We start from the raw sequence: 23,219 nt of genomic DNA, 5'->3' as shown, positions 1-23,219 counted from the left end.
TTGTTGACCGCCCATCATTAATGCCATGCCGGCATCCGCAGAACCAGCGGCCATTGCGGCAACACCAAGAAGCATGCCCATTAAACTATAGGATGTCATCTGCGACATGCCTTCACTAAATCTTGATAAATGACCACCTGTGATATGGCCCGTTTCGTGAGCTACAACGCCTATGACTTGGTTTACGTTTTCTGCTTTAAGTAATAGCCCGGAATTTATGAACACATTTTGCCCGCCCATGACGAAGGCATTAATTGTGGTATCGTTCAGAAGATAGGTTGCGACAGCATTTTTATCTAGCTCTGCAGCTTCAAAAATTGGTTCGGTTATATCACGAATAATTTGCTCAATTTCGGCATCACGCAAAATGGATATGCCGCGTCCTTGCGCTGATGCAATATTGGCATGCGTAAAACTTGTGATTAAAATCACAATAAAGGATCGATATAAAAAGTCTTTAAACTGTCTGATACGCATATTTTTAGTGTATTTGTCTGTTATCGTTTCGTCAATTAATGGTTCAATTTACTTTGTACGTGTGAACCTACTATTAACCGTCATATAATGTCATTATGTCAAAAATAAAGCCTGAAAGAGTATTTCAGGCTTTAAATTTAGTATTTATACATTTTATCCAATGGTTCGCGACCACCAACCTTTTTTCTTCGGCTTATCATCCACAACCTTTTCTTCTACCTTTGCCTCTTTTTTAACTTCGCTTGGCTTGTCTTCCTTCGTTGTGGCTTGCTCTTTTTTTGATGCGCGCTTACGAGGAGCACGCTTCGGTTTAGGTTTCTCTTCTTTTTCTGCTTCTTTTTTTGCGGGTTTGACTTCTTTAGAAGTATCTTCAGAAGCTTCACCTTTAGTAGACTTTGTCGTCCTGCGTGTATTTCTTTGACGTTTTGGCTTTTCTTCTACTTTTTCGTCACTAGAAGGCGCTTCTTCAGTTTTAACCTCTGTATCTTTGTCGTCACTCACCTTTTTACGCGTACGACGTGGTTTTCTTTTAGGTTTTTCTTCTTCTGTTTTTACATCTTCACCAGAAGTCTGATTATTATCAGTTTGTTCCGCGACCTCAGGAGTTTTACTTCCATTATTATAGTTATCGTCATTAGAACGCCTTCTATTGCGGCGGGGACGGCGACTTCTTTTGGGTTTTTCTTCTTCGCTTTTATTTTCTTCTACGTCTGTTTCATTCGTTTCATCAGAAGTCTCTTTTTGATCTTTCTGATACTTTGGATTTCTATCATTACGATTTCTACGTCTTCTGCGTCGACGCTTTGGACGATCATCTTTTTCTTCATCTGGTGATACATCTTCTTCTGTAACGTCGATAAGTTTATTTACATCGTTGCCTAGCTTAAGGGCATCTTTATGTTTTTTTGATGCTTTCGAAGGTTTGCCTGAGCGTTCCATTCTGTATGCTGATGCAGTTAATTCATCATCTATAGCAATAGAAACTGAGAAATCATATTGTGTCTCTAGTTCTGAAAGATTAGCTCTCTTATTATTTAAAATAAAGACGGCAACTCGAGTTGGTAAGTAAACTGTGAATTTAGAATTTCTTGCGCGAATACCTTCTTCTTCGATAATTCTTAAGATATGAAGACTTTGTGATTCAACTGTACGCAGCAAACCACTTCCTTCACAGTGCGGGCATTGCGTTGTACTTGATTCAAGCACACCAGTACGCAGTCTTTGTCTAGACATTTCCATAAGTCCAAATGAACTTATACGTCCAACTTGGATACGTGCGCGATCATTTTTTAGGGCAGCCTTCATTTTTCTTTCAACGGCGCGATTGTTGCGTTGTTCTTCCATGTCAATGAAATCTATAACAACCAGCCCTGCCATATCACGTAATTTTAATTGCCTTGCAATTTCCTCTGCAGCTTCAAGATTGGTGTTAAGGGCTGTTTCTTCAATATTATGCTCTTTTGTTGCACGACCAGAGTTAACATCAATGGAAACGAGAGCTTCCGTTGGGTTAATAACAATATAACCACCAGATTTGAGTTGCGCGGTGGGGCCATACATTGAATCCAAATGGGTTTCCACTTGATACCGCTGAAATAAAGGAATGGGGTCTTCATAATGTTGGATTTTTTTAGCATGCGAAGGCATGAGCATACTCATGAAATCTTTGGCGGTATCAAAACCGCTTTTACCTTCGACTAATATTTCTTTTATGTCGCGGGTGTATAAATCTCGGATACTCCTTTTAATCAAATTACCTTCTTCATAGATTAAACTTGGGGCAATTGATTTAAGGGTATGCTCACGAATAGCTTCCCACATTCTCTTTAAGTAATCATAATCGCGTTTTATTTCGACCTTTGTGCGGTCACTACCGGCCGTTCTAATAATGCAAGCATGCCCTTTAGGAAGGTTAAGACTAGCAAGAACATTTTTGAGTTTTTTGCGGTCCTTTACGTTAGCAATTTTACGGCTTACACCGCCACCATGAAGCGTATTAGGCATAAGAACACAGTAACGACCAGGAAGGGATAGATAAGTGGTTAATGCAGCACCCTTATTGCCGCGCTCTTCTTTTACAACTTGGATAAGAATAATTTGGTTCTTTTTAATAACTTCTTGAATTTTGTATTTATAGCGTAGTCTTTTCGCCATTTTAATACGTAATCTTTCTTCTTCTTCCTCTTCGGAATTTTCAGATATGCTTTCAGAATTCTCTAATTCTTTATTATCTTCGCTTTCACCTTGATCATCGTTTGATGCTTTTTCTTCATTAGGTGTTGCTGCAGTATCATCATTAGAAGGTTGTTCACCATCAGTTTCAGAAGTTTCTTTTCCGTTAGCTTCTTCTTTAGTAGATTCAATAACGTCTTCTTTTGTTGCTTCCGCTTTTGTTTTTCTTCTGCGTCCACGACGTGGTTTTGGTTTTTCTTCTTCGTTTTCTTCCGCTTCAACAATCTCTTCAGGTTTTTCTTCATCAGAATGTTCTTTATCTGAAGTTAAATCTTCTTTTGTTTCAGCTTTTTCTTTTTTACCGACATTTTTTGCTTTTTTAGCATCGGGGTCGCCGGTTGCGGTTGCTTCTTCTTCGATTAAATCAGCATTTGCCTTTGCTTCTGCAGCAATAAGCGCTTCACGGTCAGCAACGGGTATCTGATAATAATCTGGGTGAATTTCACTAAAGGCAAGAAAACCATGACGATTTCCCCCGTAATCCACAAAAGCGGCTTGCAGGGAAGGTTCGACACGGGTTACTTTTGCTAGATAAATGCTACCTTTAAGTTGTTTTCTGGCAGAACTTTCATAATCGAAGTCCTCCACTTTGTTTCCGTCGACGATGGCCACACGGGTCTCTTCCTGGTGGGAGGCGTCGATCAACATACGAATTGACATTAAAATTTTCTCCATAACAAAAACCGCTCAAGCTTGTATTGTCGTTTGCAATAAATAAGCGTGCAGGTTTTTGAAGTTTTGTTAGTAATATAGTGGGGTTTTGGGCATTTAGAGACTTACGAAAGAGAACAATATTATCGTCATCAACAAAGGATAAGTCCTTGGTTTTAACGGGATTACTCTTCTGGCTCATAATGCTTAAATTCATAATTTTTTATTTTGCCTTTTAGGCTATATTTTTCTTCTTTTATTTTTAAACGTTGCGTCTATTCATTATTAGTTAATGCGCAACATCATATTATTGCATTATTCTGCTTCTATATATGATGTTGTTAACATAGTGAACCTTCGACCTCATAACAATAGAAAAGAATTTAAAAAACAAAAAAACTTTTTTAAAACATCATTTTATAATAGAAATGTTAACAGTTTTTTAATAATAAATGTTATGATGTTTCAAAACATATGGTGTTAAATGACTATAAACTGGAAAATCATGTCGCAAAACAAACAACTTTTTTCTCAAATTAAATTAATGAAATTTATTTTGATTTCGTTGTTCTTTATTGTTTTTAATTCCAGTTACACCCTTGCTGCACCTGAAGTTACGAGTGTTAGATTTGGCGGAGACCAGAATAAAACTCGCTTCGTTATAGAAGTAAATGGCAATAGTGCGTTTAGAACATTTACGCTCGCTAATCCAAATAGGATAGTAATTGATCTAGATGAAGTGACATGGAATATTGGTCCAGGGGGGGCAACGGGTAAGGGACTGGTTAATAATTATCGCTATGGTTTATATACGCCTGGTACGTCCCGGGTCGTACTAGATTTAAAAAGCCCATCAAAAATTAGTAACTCTTTTGTCATTAAAGGAAAGGGCGGAAAACCAAACCGTCTCGTTTTTGATTTTGAAAAAATTTCCCAAGCCGTTTGTACCACACTTGTATCAAATCCTGCCGTACAAGCAAAAGCCGTTGCTTCAACAAGAAGGCCGTCAAATGTCCCCAGATCAGGGAAAAAGATTATCGTTATTGACCCGGGTCATGGTGGACATGATCCCGGAAATTTGGGTGGTGTTAAAGTAAATGGTATTTCAGAAAAAAATGTAACAATATCTGCCTCGCGTAATATTAAAAAGATTCTTGAAGCCTCGGGTCGTTACAAAGTAATAATGACTAGAGATAGAGATATTTTCCTGAAACTAAGAGAAAGAAGTAACGTTGCGCATCGAAATAATGCTGATTTATTTATCTCAATTCATGCGGACGCATTTAAAAGCCCAAGTGTTCGTGGTGCCACTATTTATACTTTGACGGAAAGGGCGTCTGACCGCGAAGCAGCTATGCTGGCGGCACGTGAGAATAAATCAGATGTTATTGCAGGGGTTGACCTTCAGGACGAACCGGACATCGTGCAAAATATTCTAATTGATCTTGTGAAACAAGAAACGATGAACCTTTCCAATCGATTTGCCAAAGAACTTGCAATTGAATTAAAGAAATCCGTTAGAGTTAGAAAACGGAGCCTCCGTTCTGCAGGTTTTGCGGTTCTTAAAGGAATTGATGTGCCGTCCGTTTTAATTGAATTAGGATATTTGACCAATCCAACGGACGCGAAACTTTTGATGCAAAAAGAAACACACGATAAAATTGGAAACGCAATACTAAAGGCGACTGATAAATATTTTCAACAAAATTTTGCCTATAACTAAAAATATCCTTTTTAGGAGCTTCTAATATCATATTGGCCTACATTATTATTAGTTTATAGCACAAGCTTTATCATTATTATTAGCCCTGGTCTTTCAAGCTTTACTATCATAAATCATTCAATGTCATTAGGGCGTAAAGCGGGCCTTTATATCATGATAGGTGTTGTTTTGGGTACCTTTACTTGGGGTACACTAGGCATATTAGGCGTATCAGCAATATTAGCATTAAACCCCAATGCAATTATTCTTATTCAGATATTTGGTGGCGGGTATTTAATGTATCTATCCCTGTTATCATTGAAAAAAGCGCTGGAAAAACCATCATTTAAGAAGGTAAAAACGAAAACATTTGGCCGTGCTACTATTTTAAAGGGATATACCGTCCATATGACCAATCCGGAAGCAATGATGGGGTGGATTGCTTTAATTACTTTAGGGTTGACGGAAGAGGCGCCGCCTTCTGCGCCACTAATGATATTAGCAGGATGCTTTGCTATCGCAATATTCCTGCATAGCTTATACGCCGTTTTATTTTCTTATAAAAAAGTGATGCAGTTTTATGATTTATATGGACGAATTTTAGAAGGATTGTTTTGTTTAATATTTGCCTTTGCGAGTTTGACTTTATTCTTGAATGTATATGACGGGTTTTTGGGATAATTTAAATAGGTGATATAATATTATTTTGCTTGATTGTGCCTTAAGGTTGTCATAATTTGCGCCTAAGTTTTGAACGATTATAAAATTCGTGGAACGGTGGATTATAATTTTGTCTAAAAAATGGAAAAATATACTTGGTGGGCTAATTGTATTTACTCTTGTAAGTGGCATACTTGCTGTGGTTGGCGGGTTATATATATTATATTCATTTGGACGTGATTTACCTGATTATAATCAACTAGCCAATTATGAACCGCCTGTCGTTAGCCGCATTTATGCCGGTGACGGTAGTTTGCTTAAAGAATATGCCCGTGAAAAACGCCTGTTTGTGCCAATCAATGCAATTCCGCCAAAAGTAATTCAGGCTTTCTTATCAGCAGAAGATCAAAATTTTTATACCCATATTGGTATTGATTTTAAGGGGCTATTAAGAGCCGTTCTTGTAAATGTTAAAAATGTTGTTACCAACCGACGACCTGTAGGTGCTTCTACAATTACGCAGCAAGTTGCAAAGAATTTCTTACTGACAAGTGAAGTGCGACTAGAACGAAAAATTAAAGAAGCCATTCTTTCATACAGAATTGAGCAGGCATTTACCAAAGATCAAATTTTAGAACTTTATTTAAATGAAATCTATCTTGGACAAAATTCTTACGGTGTGGCGGCAGCTGCACTTAATTATTTTGGTAAATCGCTCGATGAACTTGAACTTGAAGAAATAGCTTATCTTGCGGCACTTCCCAAGGCGCCAAGTAACTACCACCCAATCAGAAGATATGACGCGGCAAAAGGGCGCCGTGACTGGGTCATCGGTCGCATGGAAATAGAAGGGTTTATATCGGAAGAAGAAAAATTGGCGGCTCAAGAGCTTCCATTGGCAACTGTTGATGGGGGGCGTGCTAGAACTTTTCAAGCAGATTATTTTGCTGAGGATGTAAGACGGGAGCTTAAAAAGTCCTACGGTGATGATGAATTATATGGTGGTGGCCTTGCAGTCAGAACCACTTTATCACCGCGTTTACAACAAATTGCTGAACGCGAAATGAAGAATGGCCTGGTGACTTACGATAGACGTCATGGCTGGCGTGGTCCGCTTGATAAAATGGATTTGTTTGCCTCACCTTATGAAAGTTGGAAAGAGACATTTCTTAAAAGAAATACACCACTTGGAATTCCGACATGGCAAGAAGCCGTGGTTTTGGAAGTCACAGATGAGATGGCTATTATCGCCACAAAAGAAGCTTTATCATCAAGTGAAACATATGATAACCTTCTTAAGCAAAGTATATCATTAGAAGAAGTCAAATGGGCACGTAAATGGTTGCCTGGTGAAACCAGAGGTCCGCAAGTTAAATCAGTCGCTGAAGTCCTTGTTCAAGGCGATATTATTGCCGTTGAAGCCATTGAAACTGAAGACCCTGCATTTGGCGATCCATTTGGACTGAGACAAATTCCAGAAATTAATGGTGCACTGGTTGCAATGGATCCGCATACTGGTCGTGTGCTAGCCATGGTTGGCGGCTATGATTTCACAAGAAGTGAATATAACCGTGCAACGCAAGCGAAACGACAACCTGGAAGCGCATTTAAACCATTTGTTTATAGTGTAGCGCTAGAAAATGGCTTTACACCATCAAGTATCATTCTTGATGCTCCTTTTGTGATTGATCAAGGGTTTGGTATGGGTAAATGGAAGCCAAGAAATTCAAGTGATAAATTTTATGGTCCAAGCACACTAAGATTAGGAATTGAAAAATCACGTAATTTGATGACTGTGCGATTGGCTCAAAACTTAAAAATGGACAAAATCGTTGAAGTCGCAGATCGTTTTAATATCAATAACGACTTACCTGATTTATTATCAATGTCATTAGGGGCTGGGGAAACAACTTTGCTCGATTTAACTGCGGCATATGGAATGATCGTTAATGGTGGTAATGAAATTCAACCATCCCTTATTGACCGTATACAAGACCGTCATGGTAAGACGATATTCCGTCATGATGATCGAAATTGTGTAAATTGCATAAGCAATGACTGGCGCAATCAACAAGCACCAGAATTGCCTGATTTACGTGACGAGGTGCTAGACCCTGTAACATCTTATCAATTAGTTTCTATGATGGAAGGCGTCGTCCAAAGGGGTACCGGGGTTAGAATTCGTTCGCTAGGCAGACCACTGGCAGGAAAAACGGGTACAACGGATGAAAGTTTTGATACTTGGTTCGTTGGCTTTTCACCTGATCTGGTTGTTGGTGTTTTTGTTGGCTTTGATGCACCACGCTCATTAGGGCGCAATGAAGAAGGTTCATCAGTAGCTGTGCCTATTTTCCGTGACTTCATGAGAGATGCACTTAAAGACGAAACGCCAATCCCATTCCGCATTCCTGAAGGTGTAAGGCTCGTTAGAGTGGACCCTGTAACAGGACAATTAGCAAGTACCGGTCAACGTAATGCGATACTAGAAGCCTTTAGACAGGGATCATTCCCAGAGGAAAATCAACAAGTACTTGACGGATTTAATTCGTTGGTGCAAACAAAGACCAAGCTGCGAACAGGTACAGGCGGTATTTATTAATAATAACAATAATTTGGTCTAATCTATGAAAGCTGAAATCCAGAACTCTGTTGATAAAATCAAACAGTCTTTAGAACTGTTGAGGAGGCATCTTTGACTGGGATGTTGCCCTCGATCGTTATGAAGAATTAACCGCCCTATCCGAAGATCCCGCCCTTTGGGATAACCCCACAAATGCGCAAAAATTAATGCAGGAGCGTACTAAGCTCGAGCAAGCTATAAACTTATGTAATGAAGTTGATAGTGAACTGAACGATAATATTGAACTTATCGAACTTGGGGAATTGGAAGATGATGCCGAGATTATACTTGAAGCGGAAACAGCTATTCAGAAATTAACTGACAAAGCTGAAGTTTTAGAGCTGCAAACACTTTTAAGCGGTGAAGCAGATGGTAATGACACTTATCTTGAAATTAATTCGGGTGCAGGTGGTACGGAAAGTCAAGATTGGGCTAACATGCTGCTTAGAATGTATACGAGGTGGGCAAATGCACACGGGTGCAAAGTTGACATTATGGAAATCCATAACGGTGAAGAAGCAGGCATTAAATCCGCCACTATACAAATAAAAGGTGAAAATGCCTACGGTTGGCTTAAAACAGAGAGCGGTGTTCATCGACTTGTTCGCATTTCACCATTTGATAGTAATGCAAGGCGACATACTAGTTTCGCAAGCGTATGGGTTTATCCGGTTATTGATGATAATTTCGAGGTGGATATCAACGAAAGCGATCTTAGAATAGATACTTACCGAGCATCTGGGGCAGGTGGACAGCATGTTAATACCACCGATAGTGCAGTTCGTATCACCCATATCCCCACAAATATTGTTGTACAGTGCCAAAATGACCGATCACAACATAAGAACCGTGCAACAGCCATGAACATGCTTAAGGCGCGATTATATGAAGCGGAGCTTCAACGCCGAGAAGAAGAAGCCAATACCGAACATGCTGGTAAAACAGAAATAGGTTGGGGGCACCAAATTAGATCATATGTATTACAACCATACCAAATGGTTAAGGATTTACGTACAGGGGTTGAAAGCGGTCAACCAGATAAAGTTTTAGATGGTGATTTAGATAGTTTTCTCAATGCCGCCTTGGCAGCAAGAGTTCACGGGACAAGCACTCAGGTAGAAGATATTGAATAGATATAAAAAAAGCGGGCATTGCCCGCTTTAAATTGAATATTCTATACTTTTATAGACGATCTACTAAATCTTTAGTTTTCCCGTCTTTTTTCTCTTCTTTTTTCTCATCAGAATTAGCAGACATTACTTTTGTAGCGTTTCCTGGTGCAGGATTTGTAGAAGCACTCTGATGGCTCAAGTTACCTTCAATATAAGCACCAGCTTCTATGCTAAGTGTCTGATGGCAAATATCACCATTTAATTTTGCAGATTTTTCAAGGCGAACATTGCGCCCTACAATACTGCCATTTACTGAACCTTTTACAATCACATCATCAGCGGTAACTTTACCTTTAACGGTACCGTTTTCACACATTGTAAGGTTTTTACTCTTTACGTCCCCTTCAATTGTGCCATCAAGTTGAATTTCGCCTGATGTGCTGACATTGCCTTTTACGACTACGTCTGAACTAATTATTGAAGGTACTGAATTTGAAGGTGGTTCCATTGGTTTACTATCCTTTGGTATAGATTTTTCCGTGCTATTAAGCGTCGTGTTTTTGTTGTTTGATTTTTTGAACATCTTTTGCTGCCTTAAGTACTTTTAACGGATCTATTGGTTTTCCGTTAAACCAGATTTCATAATGAAGGTGAGTACTTGTGCTGCGACCTGTACTTCCCATGAGGCCAATTAGTTGATTTGCTTCAACTTTTTCGCCGCGCTCTACCTTTACCTTTGAAAGATGGCCATATTTTGTCTTAAAGCCGTTCCCATGATCAATTTCTACAAAAAGACCAAAAGCACCGTTACGCCCGGCACGTGTTACTATCCCGGCACCACCAGAATCAATTGGTGTATTACGCCATCCAGCCATGTCTAATCCATTATGGGTAGCCCATTTTCTGGTAAAAGGGTCTCGTCGCATTCCAAATTTACTAGAAACATAATGTTTTTCAGGTGGCGATATAATTGGTAAGTGATCCAGTGCAGTTTTGATATTTTCTAAATGTGCTCTCTTATAGAATAAACTATCAAATGCATGGGTATCTAAGTTCGCTTCACTGATGTTGCTAACAGCGATAAAAGGCCCACCTGACGCAGATGGTTCAAGCGGTAAGTTGGCAAGTTCCATCATTTTCTCAGGAGTAATACCAGCTTTTGTTAATGTGTCACTTAAGAATGATAATTTTTGATCGACTTCATCATTCATGTTTTTCACCAGCTGATTTTGCTGCATTTCAACTCTTTTGAGATCAACATAAAGTTTTTCAAGTTTCTCATCACGAATTACATTACGTGCTTCTTGATCATTATCGTTTTCATCAACATTCACATATTCAGGCGCTGTTAAATCGTCATTGTCATTTAAAGGAAGAACAGGTGACATGACCTCACCATTTTCTTCTAGAACTTGTTGGATATATTTTTGACGTTGCTCTAACGCAGCGGCAGACTTTTGAATTTCATTTTGAAGTTCAGCATACTGCTGTTCAATTTTTAGATAGTTCTCTTTTGCTTGTTCAACTTCATCATTTTTTTCCGTTAAAATTTCGTCTAAATAAACGTAATTATATGAAATAAATGAACACCAAACGAAGAAGCAAAGCAGACCAGTACATAAAAAAATCTGAACATTTTTTGAAACCGTAATAAACCGAACGTCACCATTTGTCCTGAAATACATTTGTCTATCAGGAAAATAATGGTCAAGTATATCGTCTAAGTTTATGAAAAAATTAATAATTTTCAAAATCTAACTTTCTTTATTTTTATTATATGCTTAATTAATTTTTACTAACAAACTAGCGAATCAAACAAATTTAAGCCGAATTTGATAGCAAAAAGTTAAAAAAAGCAAACAGTTTTAATTAGTTTGCTGATAGGGGAAGATAAAAGCTTTCGGCTAAACCGGCTTTGTCTCTTGCTTCTTTATTGAAGGGAGATTTTAAATGCCCAGCAAAATATTTTTTTACTAAAGTATGATAGGTTGTTTGAGGGTTCAAATTTTCAAGATTGCACACATAATTAAACCAATTATTTCCAGCTTTAACATGATCCACTTCTTCACGGTAAATGATTTCTAGGGCGGCAACGCTTTTCTTATCATTACTAGATCTAAACTTTTGAATTAAAGACGGTGTCACATCTAAACCTCTTGCTTCAAGTACGAGAGGAACAACGGCAAGTTTAGCTTTTAAATCATGCGATGTTTTTTCAGCAGATTGCCATAACCCATCATGTGCGGGAAGGGCGCCGTAGTAGCTGTCCAAATCCATTAATCTGTTATTTAAAAGTTCAAAATGTCTTGCTTCATCATCTGCGACTTTGATCCAATCATTTGTGAACTCAATTGGCATAGATTTTCCAAATCGTAAAATTATATCCCATGCTAAGTCAATTGCGTTTAGCTCAATATGGGCAATAGCATGTAACATTGCGATACGAGCAGTATTGCCACTGGCACCGCGCCTTTTTGGCATTTCCTTTGGTGATAATAATTCTGGCTTTTCAGGGCGTCCTGGGCGTTTGGGGGCAGTCTGATTAAACTGAAAAGATAAATTTCCATTTAACCTTTCTGTAAACCGATGATGCGTTAGTTTTGTTTTATCATCGACGTTAGTAGCGTTTAATATGTTAAGCGCAACATCGGCTATAGTTGTCATAATGATTTAACGGCTTCAAGAACTTCTTCAGCGTGACCTTTTACTTTTACCTTGCGCCAAATATTTTTAATATTTCCATCAGCGCCAATTAGAAAGGTAGCGCGTTCGATACCCATATATTCACGACCATAAAGCTTTTTCATAACCCAAACGGTATAATCTTCGCAGAGCTTACCTTCATCATCCACGAGAAGTTTTACAGTTAAATCGTGTTTCTTGATAAAGTTTTGGTGTTTTTTAACACTATCTTTTGAAGCACCAAGTATGACGGTATTATTCGCTTCAAATTCATTTTTTAATTCACTAAAAGCAATAGATTCTTTTGTACAGCCGGGTGTGTCGTCTTTAGGGTAAAAATAGAGAACAATATTTTTTCCTTTAAATGTTGAGAGAGACATATTCTCTCCGTTTTCATCTAATAAATTAAAATCAGGTGCTTTTTGGCCAACTTCTAACATTCTTAATCCTCTTTATGTTCGAGTGGTGGAATTGGGTCATGGGGTTTTAAATTATTTGCTGGAATTTCTATGATTTTCTTATACAAATCAAGTACATTCTTTTGATTTGTCGTAATTAACTTTTCTAGATTTTGAGGGGGTGTTTCTAATCTTTCTGCCAAAGTTTCAAGAAGGGCTGGTGGGCGCTCTTTACTTTTGGATGTAGTGCCAAGGCATAATCTCAGTAAGGATTGTGACGTTTGCATTATATGGCAAGCTTTTGAAAAAGTTTTCACATCATCGGCACTTAAAATTTTTGCCTTCTTAATCTCTTTTAATTGTCTCAGCGTATTTCTTTTTAGAATTGATGGATATTTATCACCATTAGCGAGGAGTGTATATTGACAAATAAACTCAATATCTATTATGCCGCCGCGTATATTTTTCATTGACCATATGTTGTCTGTACCAAAATTTTCAGCAAGTTTAACCCGCATTTTGGCAACTTCATGAAGTAAATTATCATGTGCACGACCTGGGTGGCTTAGAATATTATGAATAATAGTCTCAATTTTTATTCGTAATGTATCAGGTCCTGAAATAACACGACTTCGCGTTAGCGCCATGTGTTCCCAAGTCCATGCTTGTCCTTTTTGGTAGTCATTAAAACTTTCAATTGATACAGCAAGTGGTCCAGCGGTCCCTGAAGGTCTTAGTCTCATATCTACTTCGTAAAGTTTCCCCTCAGCCGTTAATGCAGTAATACTATTTATAAAATTTTGGGAAAGCCGAGCATAATAATGATTAACACCAAGTGATTTAGCTCCATTAGATACTGCTGACATATCATCTGCATCATAGATCAATACAATATCAACGTCCGAAGTAGTGGTGAATTCATAACTGCCTAATTTACCCATTGCTAAAATACAAAGAGAGGAGTTTTCAATAATGCCGTGCTTTTTGGCAAACTCTTCTTTCACATGTGTTAGCATAGTGTTGAGAGAAACCTCTGCGATATGGGTTAAGGTTTCTCCAGAATGAATAACATCGGTGTTTCCTCTTAAAATTTGTAAACCAACTTGAAATTTTGCTTCATTAGCCCACTTTCGTGTATGATCTAAGATATCTTGAAAGTCTCTAGCAAGGAGTAGTTGTTCATCAAGAGAATTGCTCAAATCCTCTAAGCTTGAGTTATTTTTGAAATCTTCCGCATTCAATACGGCATCAAGCATCAATGGATTTCTTGAGAGTTGACTGGATAAAAACGGTGCCATGCCGATAATTTGGGCCAATAAATCAAGAAGCCAAGGTTGTGCTTTTATAAATGAGAATAACTGGACCCCGGATGGAAGACGTGAAAGGAAATCATCAAATTTTACGAGCACAGAATCGGGGTCATCTTGTTTGCCGAAAACATTAAGCATTTCTGGTATTAAGTTTTTTAAAATCTCTCTAGCACGATCAGTTCGACAAGCGCGGTAACGCCCTAGCATCCATCCTTGAATTAATTCATATGCTTTTTTTGCATCATGAAATTTTGCATCTTCAATCGTTTTAATGGTTGCTGGGTGATATTTATCTGAAGGAAATGATAATAAAATGTCATCTTCATCTTCCGTTTGATTTGTGTCTTGCAAAAGGGCGTTAAATAATTCATTTACCGCATTTAATCGATTGATAACGGCCATTTCAAAATCGGCAAAATATTCAAAGCCCATAAATTTACTAATGCGGTTTAAATCATTTTCTTCGGTTGGTAATTCGTGTGTTTGATCGTCGTTTATCATTTGAAGACGATGTTCAAGAGTGCGAAGAAAAACGTACACTTCTTGAAGGGTTTTATTTTCTTCGATTGTTAATTTATTCATTTCGCTAAGAGCGTCTAATGCTAATCGAGTAGGGGCAACACGTAACGCTGGTTCACGGCCGCCAGATATCAGTTGGTGAATTTGCGCATAAAATTCAATTTCACGTATTCCACCACGCCCTAATTTTACATCATGACCTTCAAGCATAATGCCACTATGACTATGATGTTCATGAATTAATTTCTTTATGGCATGGATATCAGCTATAGCGGCGTAATCCAGATATCGGCGCCATACAAACCCTCTTATTCTTTCTAAAAAGTTATGACCTTCTTCAATGTCACCTGCTATTGGGCGCGCTTTAATCATGGCGGCGCGTTCCCAATTTAAACCAACCGTTTGATAATATATTTCTGCTCCTTCCATTGATAAAGCAACGGGTGTCGCACCAGGATCGGGGCGCAACCTTAAATCGGTTCTAAAAACATAACCATCAGCGGTGCGGTCTGACATGATTTTAACGAGCTTTTGCGTCATCTTAACAAAAAAGTCCTGAGGTGAACGTTTTCCACAATATTTAACAACCTCTAGATCAAATAAAACGATTAGATCAATATCACTAGAGTAGTTTAATTCATATCCCCCTAACTTTCCCATTGCCAAAATGACGTAGCCAGAATTGGTCGAATAATTATCATCGAAAAAGCTATGTTCTAGGTTGCTTGAGCTTACCCCTTCTTTAAGAAGAAAATTAACAGATAAATTTAAGGTTATTTCAGCAAAATCACTTAATCCTTTGGTGGTTTTTGTTAAATCCCATCTACCTGACAAATCTGCAACTGCGATGATAAGTGCGACGTGTGCTTTTGCAGTTCTTAACAGCCGCATTAATTCAACTATCTTCGTAATTTTTAAAAAGTCATCATTTAAAGAAGAAAAAGTTTGCTCTAATAGTTCTTCAGGTGGAATTGAAAATAAAGATAATGCCAATTCAAAATGTTTAAATAACAGGCTGGTTAGGTAAGGACTATTAGAAAATATAGAGAGAAGTAAGTTTTTATTATCCTCGACAGCAAGAGTGTCGTTAATCACAGTTAAATAACTATCATTGAAAAGTTCTTTGAAATCATTTAGTTTCTGATGTGCAAAATTATTGTCCGAAATTAAGGGAAAAGTATAAGAGTAACTTGATGTTTCTATTGACACCTTTGGCATTAAAGAGGTTCCAAAATCATATTATTGACACGTTTTCATTATAATGATCACGATTATGCCTACATGCAAGTGAAACATAAAGTTTAAAGAGAATTATATATTGATCAGACCATTACGATATACCGTGAAGACATTCTTGGCAATTTTAGCAATAATGACAATTGCCCTATTGCTGTTTTTCTGGCGGATCAGTAATGGTCCAGTAGAACTAGATGGCTCATCACCTTTTTTAAAAAATTTGCTTGTATCTCAAGGGCTTGGAGAAGCGGTTTCATTTAATCAAAGCGTACTAACTTGGCGAAATGCTGACGATAACCCAACCGGAAGCAGCAGTTTTGAAATTAGGTTTTTAGATGTCGCCATTAAAGATGAAGCGTCTTCAACGGAATTAAAAATTCCTCAAGCAGGGACGCAGCTAAGTTTTACAGCAATGTTGAGAGGGGTATTCGCCCCAACATTTGTTGAATTCGGCGGTATTGAATTAAATGTTTTATTGCCGAAAAAGGCTTGGTCTGGCGAGCCATTTGATCAAGAAGCATTTATGGCTAGCATGCGCGCTTATCTTGATGAATTTAATAGCTCATCCAATTTGGTGCCCAGATTAACTAAACAAATATTGTCTCCTCCCAATACAATGAACTCTACGGGGTATTTACAACAAGTCTCTTTTTCGGATACATCGATCAATTTAAAGGATGAATTATCATCTGACGTTTGGAGTATTCCTGACGCTTCATTAGATATTAAAAGAATTGAAGACGGTTTTAGCTTATTTCTTGAAGGTGAAATCGATTTTGAAGAAGATAATGATATTCCTCTTCATATGTCGGTTCAATATAGTATTCCAAACGAAAAAGTGACATCACAAATAAGGTTCTCAAATTTTGTTCCAACCAATATAGCGGGACAAGTCGAAGGATTAAAAAATTTATCGACACTCAATATTCCAGTAAGTGGAATTATTGATTTTTCAATTGATAAGAATTTTAATTTACCGGCTGTTGCCTTTGAATTTGATTTAGATGAAGGCATGATTAATCCCGCGAACCTCTATAATGAGCCCATTAAAATAGATGAGGCTTCGTTAAGCGGCCAATTCATTACATCAAATGATGAAATATCTATAGAAAACCTTTATTTGAAATTTGACGGCGCAGAAGTGAACTCTGAAGGTACAATTAGTAGTATTAGTGGTGATCCAGATGTTATGATAGTCGCGGATGTTTCCAATATGCCTTTGATAAATTTAAAGACATATTGGCCGCCAGAATTATTAAAAGGCGCCAGAACTTGGATTGAAAATAATATTACAGGTGGCATGATCCCAAGAGGCGAAATAAACGTAAATATTAAGCCTGAAATGTGGGCACTTGATAGTTTGCCCGAAGAAAGCTTTATATTTGACTTTAACGTCGTTGGCGGTGTCTCACATTTTCTTAAACCTATGCCGCAACTCACTAACATGCTTGGGACTGCTCGTTTGCAGCTAAATAAATTTTTGCTGAATATTGATAGTGGTGTTGTTGAAAATGCGATGATTAATGGCGCTGTACTTCATTTCAATGATATTGCGAAGAAGGGGGAAGCGGTAGCCCATTTTGAAATTCCGGTGAAAGGACGTGTCGAAGATATTCTTCATGTTATTGACTATAAACCTCTGGGGTACCCTAGCCAATATGGTATCAAGCAAGATAGTATTTTGGGCAATGCCGATGCTTTTCTGACCCTTGATTTCCCTCTTATTAGAGGGTTGAAGCTTAAAGACGTCATTTTTGATATCCAAGCAGATATCGAAGAATTAAATATTCCAAAACTTTCAGACGGGTACAATTTATCCGATGGTACAATGACACTGGCCGTTAATCGTGACGGAATAGTTTCTAACGGCAATATTCTTTTAAATGGTATAGATTTTAATGCTGAATGGATTGAGGATTTTACTAAATCAAAAGAATATCCAACGCAATATACCATTGAAGGTGAGGTAGAAAACAAGGAATGGGAAACGTTACATTTGCCGTTTGAACCATATGTTTCAGGGCCTGCGAAAGCAAACCTAACATTGCTTGGGCAAGGAGCGGGTTTGAAAGTCGGTAAAGGCGTTATTGATTTAGCCGATAATGAAATAATTTTTGAACCGCTTGGATGGGTTAAAGAAGAAACGTCCAAAGCCAAAACAAATTTTAGGCTTGTCTTTGATGATAATAATATTCACGTAAATGATATTGTTTTTAGTTCAGAAAATATGAATTCAGAATTACAATTAACTTATGATGGTGAGCGCGCTATTAGGCTTTATATTAAAGAACTAGAAATGCAAGGGCATGATTTTAGTGGCTTATTTGAATGGAATTATGAAAATGCCATGTATCAGCTATCCGTAAAGGGCGAAGAGTTTAATGCTGTGCCATTAATGGATATTATTTTTGCGCCATTAGATGAGAATACAGAAAAAACCGATTTACCCGACTTTAATCTATCTGGCTCTATAGCTGAAGTCGCGATGTATAATGATATAATTGCCAAAGAGACTTCAGTATTGGCAGGTTATATTAATAATGAAGTTATTGACTTTGGTTATATGGCAAAATGGGGAGAGGATAAAAACTTATCGCTTATCATTGCCAGTGATGAAGATTTAACCAACCCTGAGCAAAAAATGACATTAAGCACAAATGATGGTGGGAATGCTTTGCGCGCTCTGGATTTCTTTACCAGCGGTGATCGAGGGGACTTACTTATTGATGCTGATATGATCAAAATGGAAAAAGGGTACACCTTGAAAGGTAATATCAGAGCAGAAGAGTTTACTGTTGCAGATTCTCAAGTGTTTAGTGAACTTCTTAAGGAAAAAGAATTTGCAAAAGCGCAAGAAGAATTAGAGAAAAATGGACTTTCATTCGATAGCTTTGAAGGTAACTTTGAACAATATGATCAAATTTTCCGCATTAGTTCGGGTAGCGCAAAAGGGCCTACATTAGGCGTTACGCTCGATGGGTATGTAGATCAGAAATATGATGAAATATCTTTAGCAGGCACAATTATACCGGCTTATGGTTTAAATTCTTTTTTGGGCAATATTCCTCTACTTGGAACAATCTTTACAGGTGGTAAAGATGAGGGAATTTTTGCAGCAACATATAATATGAAGGGTACAATAGATGAACCCGAAGTCAAAATTAATCCGTTAATGGCTTTAGCTCCAGGTATTTTTAGAAAAATATTTGGTGCAATCGGCGGCAGCGATAATTCACCCACAGCACGTGAAGAGGCTGAAAAATCAGAAACAGTTGAAACAGAACCGCCAGCTCCGATTGACAAGCCTATAAATTAGGAAACGGCACTTTCTAACATTGTTACTGTTCCTTCATCGGCATTAATGCTGACGTTACAACCGACGGGCATCGTACGTTGATCTGAAATATGTCCAAACATTGCCCCCGTGAATACTGGTTTTCCTGCAGGAATAAAGTGCTGTTCAAAAATATCCAATAACGCAAAATCGCCATAACCACCATCAGTGTCAACATCTGTCCATCCACCAAGAACGACACCGGAGCAATCCTTTATATGCCCCCCTAAAGCAAGTTGCGTTAACATACGGTCCACGCGATAGATATTCTCACCAACATCTTCTAGCATGAGAATTTTTCCTTTAGTATCTGGAAAATAAGGAGTCCCTTGTAGTGCTGTTAAGACTGTTAAGTTGCCGCCGACGAGGCGACCTTGCGCCTTGCCGGAGACTATGGTTTCAGTACGGTTTTGACGAACAGCTAAATATTCACCTTTTTCTTGGGGGTTAACCATATGTTGCGCTGCACCATCGAAAAGGATTTCTTTTACATTTTGTGTTGTAAATCTATTCCATGAGCCGCCTGCGATTGGACCATGAAAAGTCATCAGGCCGGTTTTGTCAAAAATGGGATTGAGTAGCGCAGTAATGTCACTATACCCAAGAAGAATTTTTGGATTTTTCTCGATTAAATCAAAATCAATATAAGGTAATGTTCTTGCAGCACCCCATCCGCCTTTTAAAGCAATAACCGCTCTTACTTCGTTATCTGCAAAGGCCTGGTTTACTTCATCAGCACGAACTTTGTCTTCTGCTGGAAAATATCCAAAGCGCCCGAGCGTATTTTCAGCAACTTTAACTTTTAGGCCCAATGCTTCTAAAGATTCAACCGATAATTTGAGACGTAATTTTCTATATTCCACACCTGCAGGTGCGACAATCATAACCGTATCGCCTTCTTTTAATTTCTCAGGCTTAATAATGGATTTAGTTGTTTGAGCATTGGCAATGCTACCTGATACACTAGTGGCGATTGCTGTTGCAGCGGCACTTGCGACACCCGTCGTTAGAAAATTACGTCTATCCATTATGAAAACTCCCGATTGAAATTATTTTGGCATTATTAAAATATGTCGTTTTTTTCCTGCCGATAACTTAATGGTACCTTGATCATTTAATTGGTCAAGTGTGATGTTCATTTCACCATCTGTTATCTTCTCGTCATTAATCTTAGCACCGCCTTGTTTTATTAAGCGCCTAACTTCACCTCTTGATGAACCAAGTCCAGCTGTAATATATAGATCAGTAACTTGAATTCCGGATTGTAAATCGGCTTTTTCAACTTCTACCCTTGGCAAGTCAGCACCAAGCGATCTCTCTTCGAAAGCTTTTTTTGCGGTGGCTTCTGCTTTTTCTGCGGCTTCAACACCGTGACACATCGCTGTAACTTCATTCGCCAGCACTTTTTTGGCTTCGTTAATTTCTGCACCTTCTAAAGCTTCAAGTTTTGATATTTCATCAAGTGGTAATTCGGTAAATAGTTTAAGAAAACGCCCTACATCCGCATCATCGGTGTTGCGCCAAAATTGCCAAAAATCATATGCAGAAAGCATATCTTGATTAAGCCATATGGCACCGCTAGCAGATTTACCCATTTTCGCGCCATTGGCTGTTGTAATGAGCGGAGTGGTTAATCCAAAAACTTCTTTTTGATCCATCCTACGGTTTAGTTCAACACCATTAATGATATTACCCCATTGATCGGAACCGCCCATCTGCATTGAGCAGCTAACTCTTCGTTGTAGCTCAAGAAAATCATAAGCTTGTAAAATCATATAATTAAATTCAAGAAAAGTAAGTGGGTTTTCACGGTCCAATCGCAACTTGACACTTTCAAAGGTAAGCATCCGATTGATTGTGAAATGAGGGCCCACGTCGCGAAGTAAATCGACATATCCAAGTTTATCAAGCCAATCCGCATTATTTGGCATGATGGCATCTGTCGGTGCGTCACCAAAAGTTAAATATTTTTCAAAAACAGATTTGATGCCATTCATATTTTCGTTGATTTTTTCGACCGTAAGCATTTGGCGGCTTTCATCTTTACCACTAGGGTCGCCAATTTTAGTCGTGCCGCCGCCCATAAGGACAATTGGTTTATGTCCAGATTTTTGAAGGTGGCGTAACATCATGATTTGTACCAATGACCCCACATGTAAACTGGACGCGGTGCAATCAAAACCAATATATGCTGGTACAACTTCACTTAACATTCTTTTATCGAGTGCTTCAGGGTCTGTGCATTGATGAATAAAGCCACGTTCCATCATAACTTTAAGAAATTCTGATTTTGGTGTGTAATTATTGATAGTTTCGGTCATAATGTCATCATCTGTTTAGGTATATGTTATATTGATTTTCTTATGGGCTCATGTAACACAAATTTGACCCTTAATGAAATGGAAAAAATAGGAAATAAATCGTTGGGCGATAAAAAAAAGGAAGTTTTAGCAATAGGCCTTATGAGCGGCACTTCATTAGATGGAGTTGATGCGGCCATTATTAAAACAGATGGGAACCAGGTTATACGTTTTGGTAAGGCGTGTCATATTCCATATACCATTGAGCAAAGAGAACAGCTTCAAGAAGCTTTTGCACATGCGAAAAGAGAAAATAATCCAAACGTAAGAAGTAATTCAATATTAATTGCTGAGGGTGTTATTAATAGGCTCCATTTAGATGCCATAAATGAAATTATATCAATTAATCAACTTCAAAAAAATGATATCGAAGTTATTGGCTTTCATGGTCAAACCTTGCTACATAACCCGGAGAAAGGGTGGTCGTGGCAAATCGGTGATGGCCGTGAGTTAGCTGATAATACGGGCATAAAAGTTATAAATGATTTTCGCAGATTTGATGTGGAAAATGGTGGGCAAGGTGCCCCACTAGTTCCTATTTTCCATCGTGCACTTTTGCCTAATGGCGAAACGGACTTTCCGATTGCGTTACTCAATATTGGTGGCGTAGCAAATTTAACTTGGTTTAGTGGTCGTGACCCTAATGATATGGTGGCTTTCGATACTGGGCCTGGTAATGCACTTCTTGACGATTGGATTAGAAAACATAGTGATCTTCCCTTTGATAAAGATGGGCAGGTTTCATCAAAAGGGAATGTCCAGGAAATTCTCGTAAATATTTTAATGAACCATGATTATTTTAAAGAAATGCCACCGAAATCTTTAGATAGAGATGCCTTTGATGTGAGTTCTTTATCGATGCTATCAGTTGAGGACGGTGCGACCACATTAATTGCTTTTACTGTAAATGCTATAAAAATGGCAGAGGTAATGTGTCCAGATTTTGTAAAAAAATGGTACGTGTGTGGTGGCGGTGCCCATAATCCAACAATGATGCAAATGCTATCGGATGAACTTTATGGTGATGTGGAGAGTATTTCATCAATCGGGTTCGACGGTGATTATGTCGAAGCAGAGGCCTTCGCTTATTTAGCGGTCAGAAGAATATATAACTTACCGATCACTTTTCCCGGGACGACAGGGATTAATGAGCCGTCCACGGGTGGAAAAGTTCACAAGCCTAAATAAGGAAGTAAATTAATAACCCAATCTCATAGTCAGATATTTATCGATTGATCTTACGAGCGGGGTATGATGATCTTCATAAAAATGGCTTGCACCTTCAATTTTGTCGTAATCGATTGTGATACCTTTTTGTGCTTGCAGTTTATCTACCAAACGTTGAACGGAATTCTCACTAACCACTGTATCTTCTGTTCCTTGGGTGATTAAGCCGGATGATGGGCAAGGGGCGAGGAATGAGAAATCATAAAGATTTGCTGGCGGTGAAATTGATAAAAAGCCGCTGATTTCCGGACGTCTCATTAAAAGCTGCATTCCGATCCATGCCCCAAATGAAAACCCGGCGATCCATACTTGTGGGCTATCGCGGTTAACAGTGTGTAGCCAATCTAAAGCAGAAGCCGCATCACTTAATTCGCCAATTCCACTATCATAAATGCCTTCGCTGCGACCTACACTGCGAAAATTAAAGCGCAAGACGGAAAAACCACGACGCACAAAAGAATGATATAAATAGTAGCAAATTTTACTATTCATGTTGCCGTTAAATTGTGGGTCAGCATGTAAAACGAGTGCGATTGGTGCATTTTCTTGTTTGCTTGGGTGATAACGTCCTTCTAGACGGCCTTCAGGGCCGTTGATAATGACTTCTGGCATATTTAATTAACCTTAAATGTCTAAATACTATTCGTAAAATCTATTAGAATAAAATAACTTATTGATGATTCCGTCTTGTTATAGCAT

The 23,219-nt window shown here is 38.2% G+C and carries 16 protein-coding genes; 6 read left to right on the top strand and 10 right to left on the bottom strand.

Going from position 1 to position 23,219, the window contains the following annotated elements:
• Positions 1 to 477 (bottom strand): M48 family metallopeptidase (locus ACTF6W_RS08305; RefSeq protein ID WP_438994076.1); only part of this gene is annotated, 477 nt, incomplete at its 3' end.
• Between the two features lie 153 nt (positions 478 to 630).
• The gene (locus tag ACTF6W_RS08300; RefSeq protein ID WP_438994075.1) at positions 631 to 3,369 is read right to left on the bottom strand and encodes an Rne/Rng family ribonuclease; all 2,739 of its coding nucleotides are present in this window, start codon (positions 3,367 to 3,369) and stop codon (positions 631 to 633) included.
• A gap of 496 nt (positions 3,370 to 3,865) precedes the next feature.
• Between ACTF6W_RS08300 and ACTF6W_RS08295 the strand changes: the two genes are divergently transcribed.
• The 4 genes from ACTF6W_RS08295 to prfB all read left to right on the top strand — a co-directional run bounded on the left by ACTF6W_RS08295 (position 3,866) and on the right by prfB (position 9,475).
• Positions 3,866 to 5,083, top strand: coding sequence for an N-acetylmuramoyl-L-alanine amidase (locus ACTF6W_RS08295; RefSeq protein WP_438994074.1), 1,218 nt, complete (start codon positions 3,866 to 3,868; stop codon positions 5,081 to 5,083).
• A gap of 24 nt (positions 5,084 to 5,107) precedes the next feature.
• Positions 5,108 to 5,743, top strand: a complete 636-nt coding sequence (locus ACTF6W_RS08290; protein ID WP_438994077.1) for a LysE family translocator — start codon at positions 5,108 to 5,110, stop codon at positions 5,741 to 5,743.
• A 109-nt stretch (positions 5,744 to 5,852) separates the two neighbouring features.
• Entirely contained in the window at positions 5,853 to 8,321 is a 2,469-nt protein-coding gene (locus tag ACTF6W_RS08285) for a penicillin-binding protein 1A (protein WP_438994073.1), read from the top strand.
• A gap of 25 nt (positions 8,322 to 8,346) precedes the next feature.
• Positions 8,347 to 9,475 (top strand): peptide chain release factor 2 gene (gene prfB, locus ACTF6W_RS08280; RefSeq protein WP_438994072.1). Its coding sequence is split into 2 segments (ribosomal slippage): positions 8,347 to 8,415 and positions 8,417 to 9,475, totalling 1,128 coding nucleotides; the frame shifts between segments, so codons are not numbered across the junction.
• A 49-nt stretch (positions 9,476 to 9,524) separates the two neighbouring features.
• Here prfB and ACTF6W_RS08275 read toward each other — a convergent pair.
• From ACTF6W_RS08275 to ACTF6W_RS08255, 5 genes are all read right to left on the bottom strand, one after another.
• Positions 9,525 to 10,037 carry a bactofilin family protein gene (locus ACTF6W_RS08275; protein ID WP_438994071.1) on the bottom strand — a complete coding sequence of 171 codons (513 nt, stop codon included), beginning with the start codon at positions 10,035 to 10,037 and terminating at the stop codon, positions 9,525 to 9,527.
• Positions 10,000 to 11,205, bottom strand: a complete 1,206-nt coding sequence (locus ACTF6W_RS08270; RefSeq protein WP_438994070.1) for a peptidoglycan DD-metalloendopeptidase family protein — start codon at positions 11,203 to 11,205, stop codon at positions 10,000 to 10,002. The genes ACTF6W_RS08275 and ACTF6W_RS08270 overlap by 38 nt, the downstream gene beginning before the upstream one ends.
• A 118-nt stretch (positions 11,206 to 11,323) precedes the next feature.
• Positions 11,324 to 12,118 carry a ferritin-like domain-containing protein gene (locus tag ACTF6W_RS08265; RefSeq protein WP_438994069.1) on the bottom strand — a complete coding sequence of 265 codons (795 nt, stop codon included), beginning with the start codon at positions 12,116 to 12,118 and terminating at the stop codon, positions 11,324 to 11,326.
• Complete coding sequence (gene bcp / locus ACTF6W_RS08260; RefSeq protein ID WP_438994068.1) at positions 12,115 to 12,576, bottom strand: thioredoxin-dependent thiol peroxidase; 462 nt, start codon at positions 12,574 to 12,576, stop codon at positions 12,115 to 12,117. Before bcp ends, ACTF6W_RS08265 begins: the two co-directional genes overlap by 4 nt.
• Before the next feature lie 2 nt (positions 12,577 to 12,578).
• Positions 12,579 to 15,581 (bottom strand): bifunctional [glutamine synthetase] adenylyltransferase/[glutamine synthetase]-adenylyl-L-tyrosine phosphorylase, encoded by a 3,003-nt coding sequence (locus ACTF6W_RS08255; protein WP_438994067.1) that lies wholly within the window; start codon positions 15,579 to 15,581, stop codon positions 12,579 to 12,581.
• A 154-nt stretch (positions 15,582 to 15,735) separates the two neighbouring features.
• On the opposite strand from ACTF6W_RS08255, the gene ACTF6W_RS08250 reads away from it, so the two are divergent.
• Complete coding sequence (locus ACTF6W_RS08250) at positions 15,736 to 18,915, top strand: YhdP family protein (protein WP_438994066.1); 3,180 nt, start codon at positions 15,736 to 15,738, stop codon at positions 18,913 to 18,915.
• Here the strand turns inward: ACTF6W_RS08250 and ACTF6W_RS08245 are convergent.
• A complete protein-coding gene (locus ACTF6W_RS08245) occupies positions 18,912 to 19,961 on the bottom strand; it encodes a S66 peptidase family protein (RefSeq protein ID WP_438994065.1) in 1,050 nt (349 codons plus the stop codon). The genes ACTF6W_RS08250 and ACTF6W_RS08245 overlap by 4 nt on opposite strands.
• Before the next feature lie 21 nt (positions 19,962 to 19,982).
• On the bottom strand, positions 19,983 to 21,254 hold the full coding sequence (gene tyrS / locus ACTF6W_RS08240; protein WP_438994064.1) for a tyrosine--tRNA ligase: 1,272 nt from the start codon (positions 21,252 to 21,254) through the stop codon (positions 19,983 to 19,985).
• A gap of 102 nt (positions 21,255 to 21,356) precedes the next feature.
• Here tyrS and ACTF6W_RS08235 point away from each other — a divergent pair, with 102 nt between their 5' ends.
• Positions 21,357 to 22,481 carry an anhydro-N-acetylmuramic acid kinase gene (locus ACTF6W_RS08235; protein WP_438994063.1) on the top strand — a complete coding sequence of 375 codons (1,125 nt, stop codon included), beginning with the start codon at positions 21,357 to 21,359 and terminating at the stop codon, positions 22,479 to 22,481.
• Between the two features lie 9 nt (positions 22,482 to 22,490).
• Here the strand turns inward: ACTF6W_RS08235 and ACTF6W_RS08230 are convergent, their stop codons facing one another.
• Complete coding sequence (locus ACTF6W_RS08230) at positions 22,491 to 23,132, bottom strand: alpha/beta hydrolase (RefSeq protein ID WP_438994062.1); 642 nt, start codon at positions 23,130 to 23,132, stop codon at positions 22,491 to 22,493.
• Positions 23,133 to 23,219: the final 87 nt, after the last annotated feature.

The sequence above is a fragment of the Pseudemcibacter sp. genome (genome assembly GCF_965661635.1).
Classification (GTDB): domain Bacteria; phylum Pseudomonadota; class Alphaproteobacteria; order Sphingomonadales; family Emcibacteraceae; genus Pseudemcibacter.
This window is presented reverse-complemented; position numbering and strand designations above follow the sequence as displayed.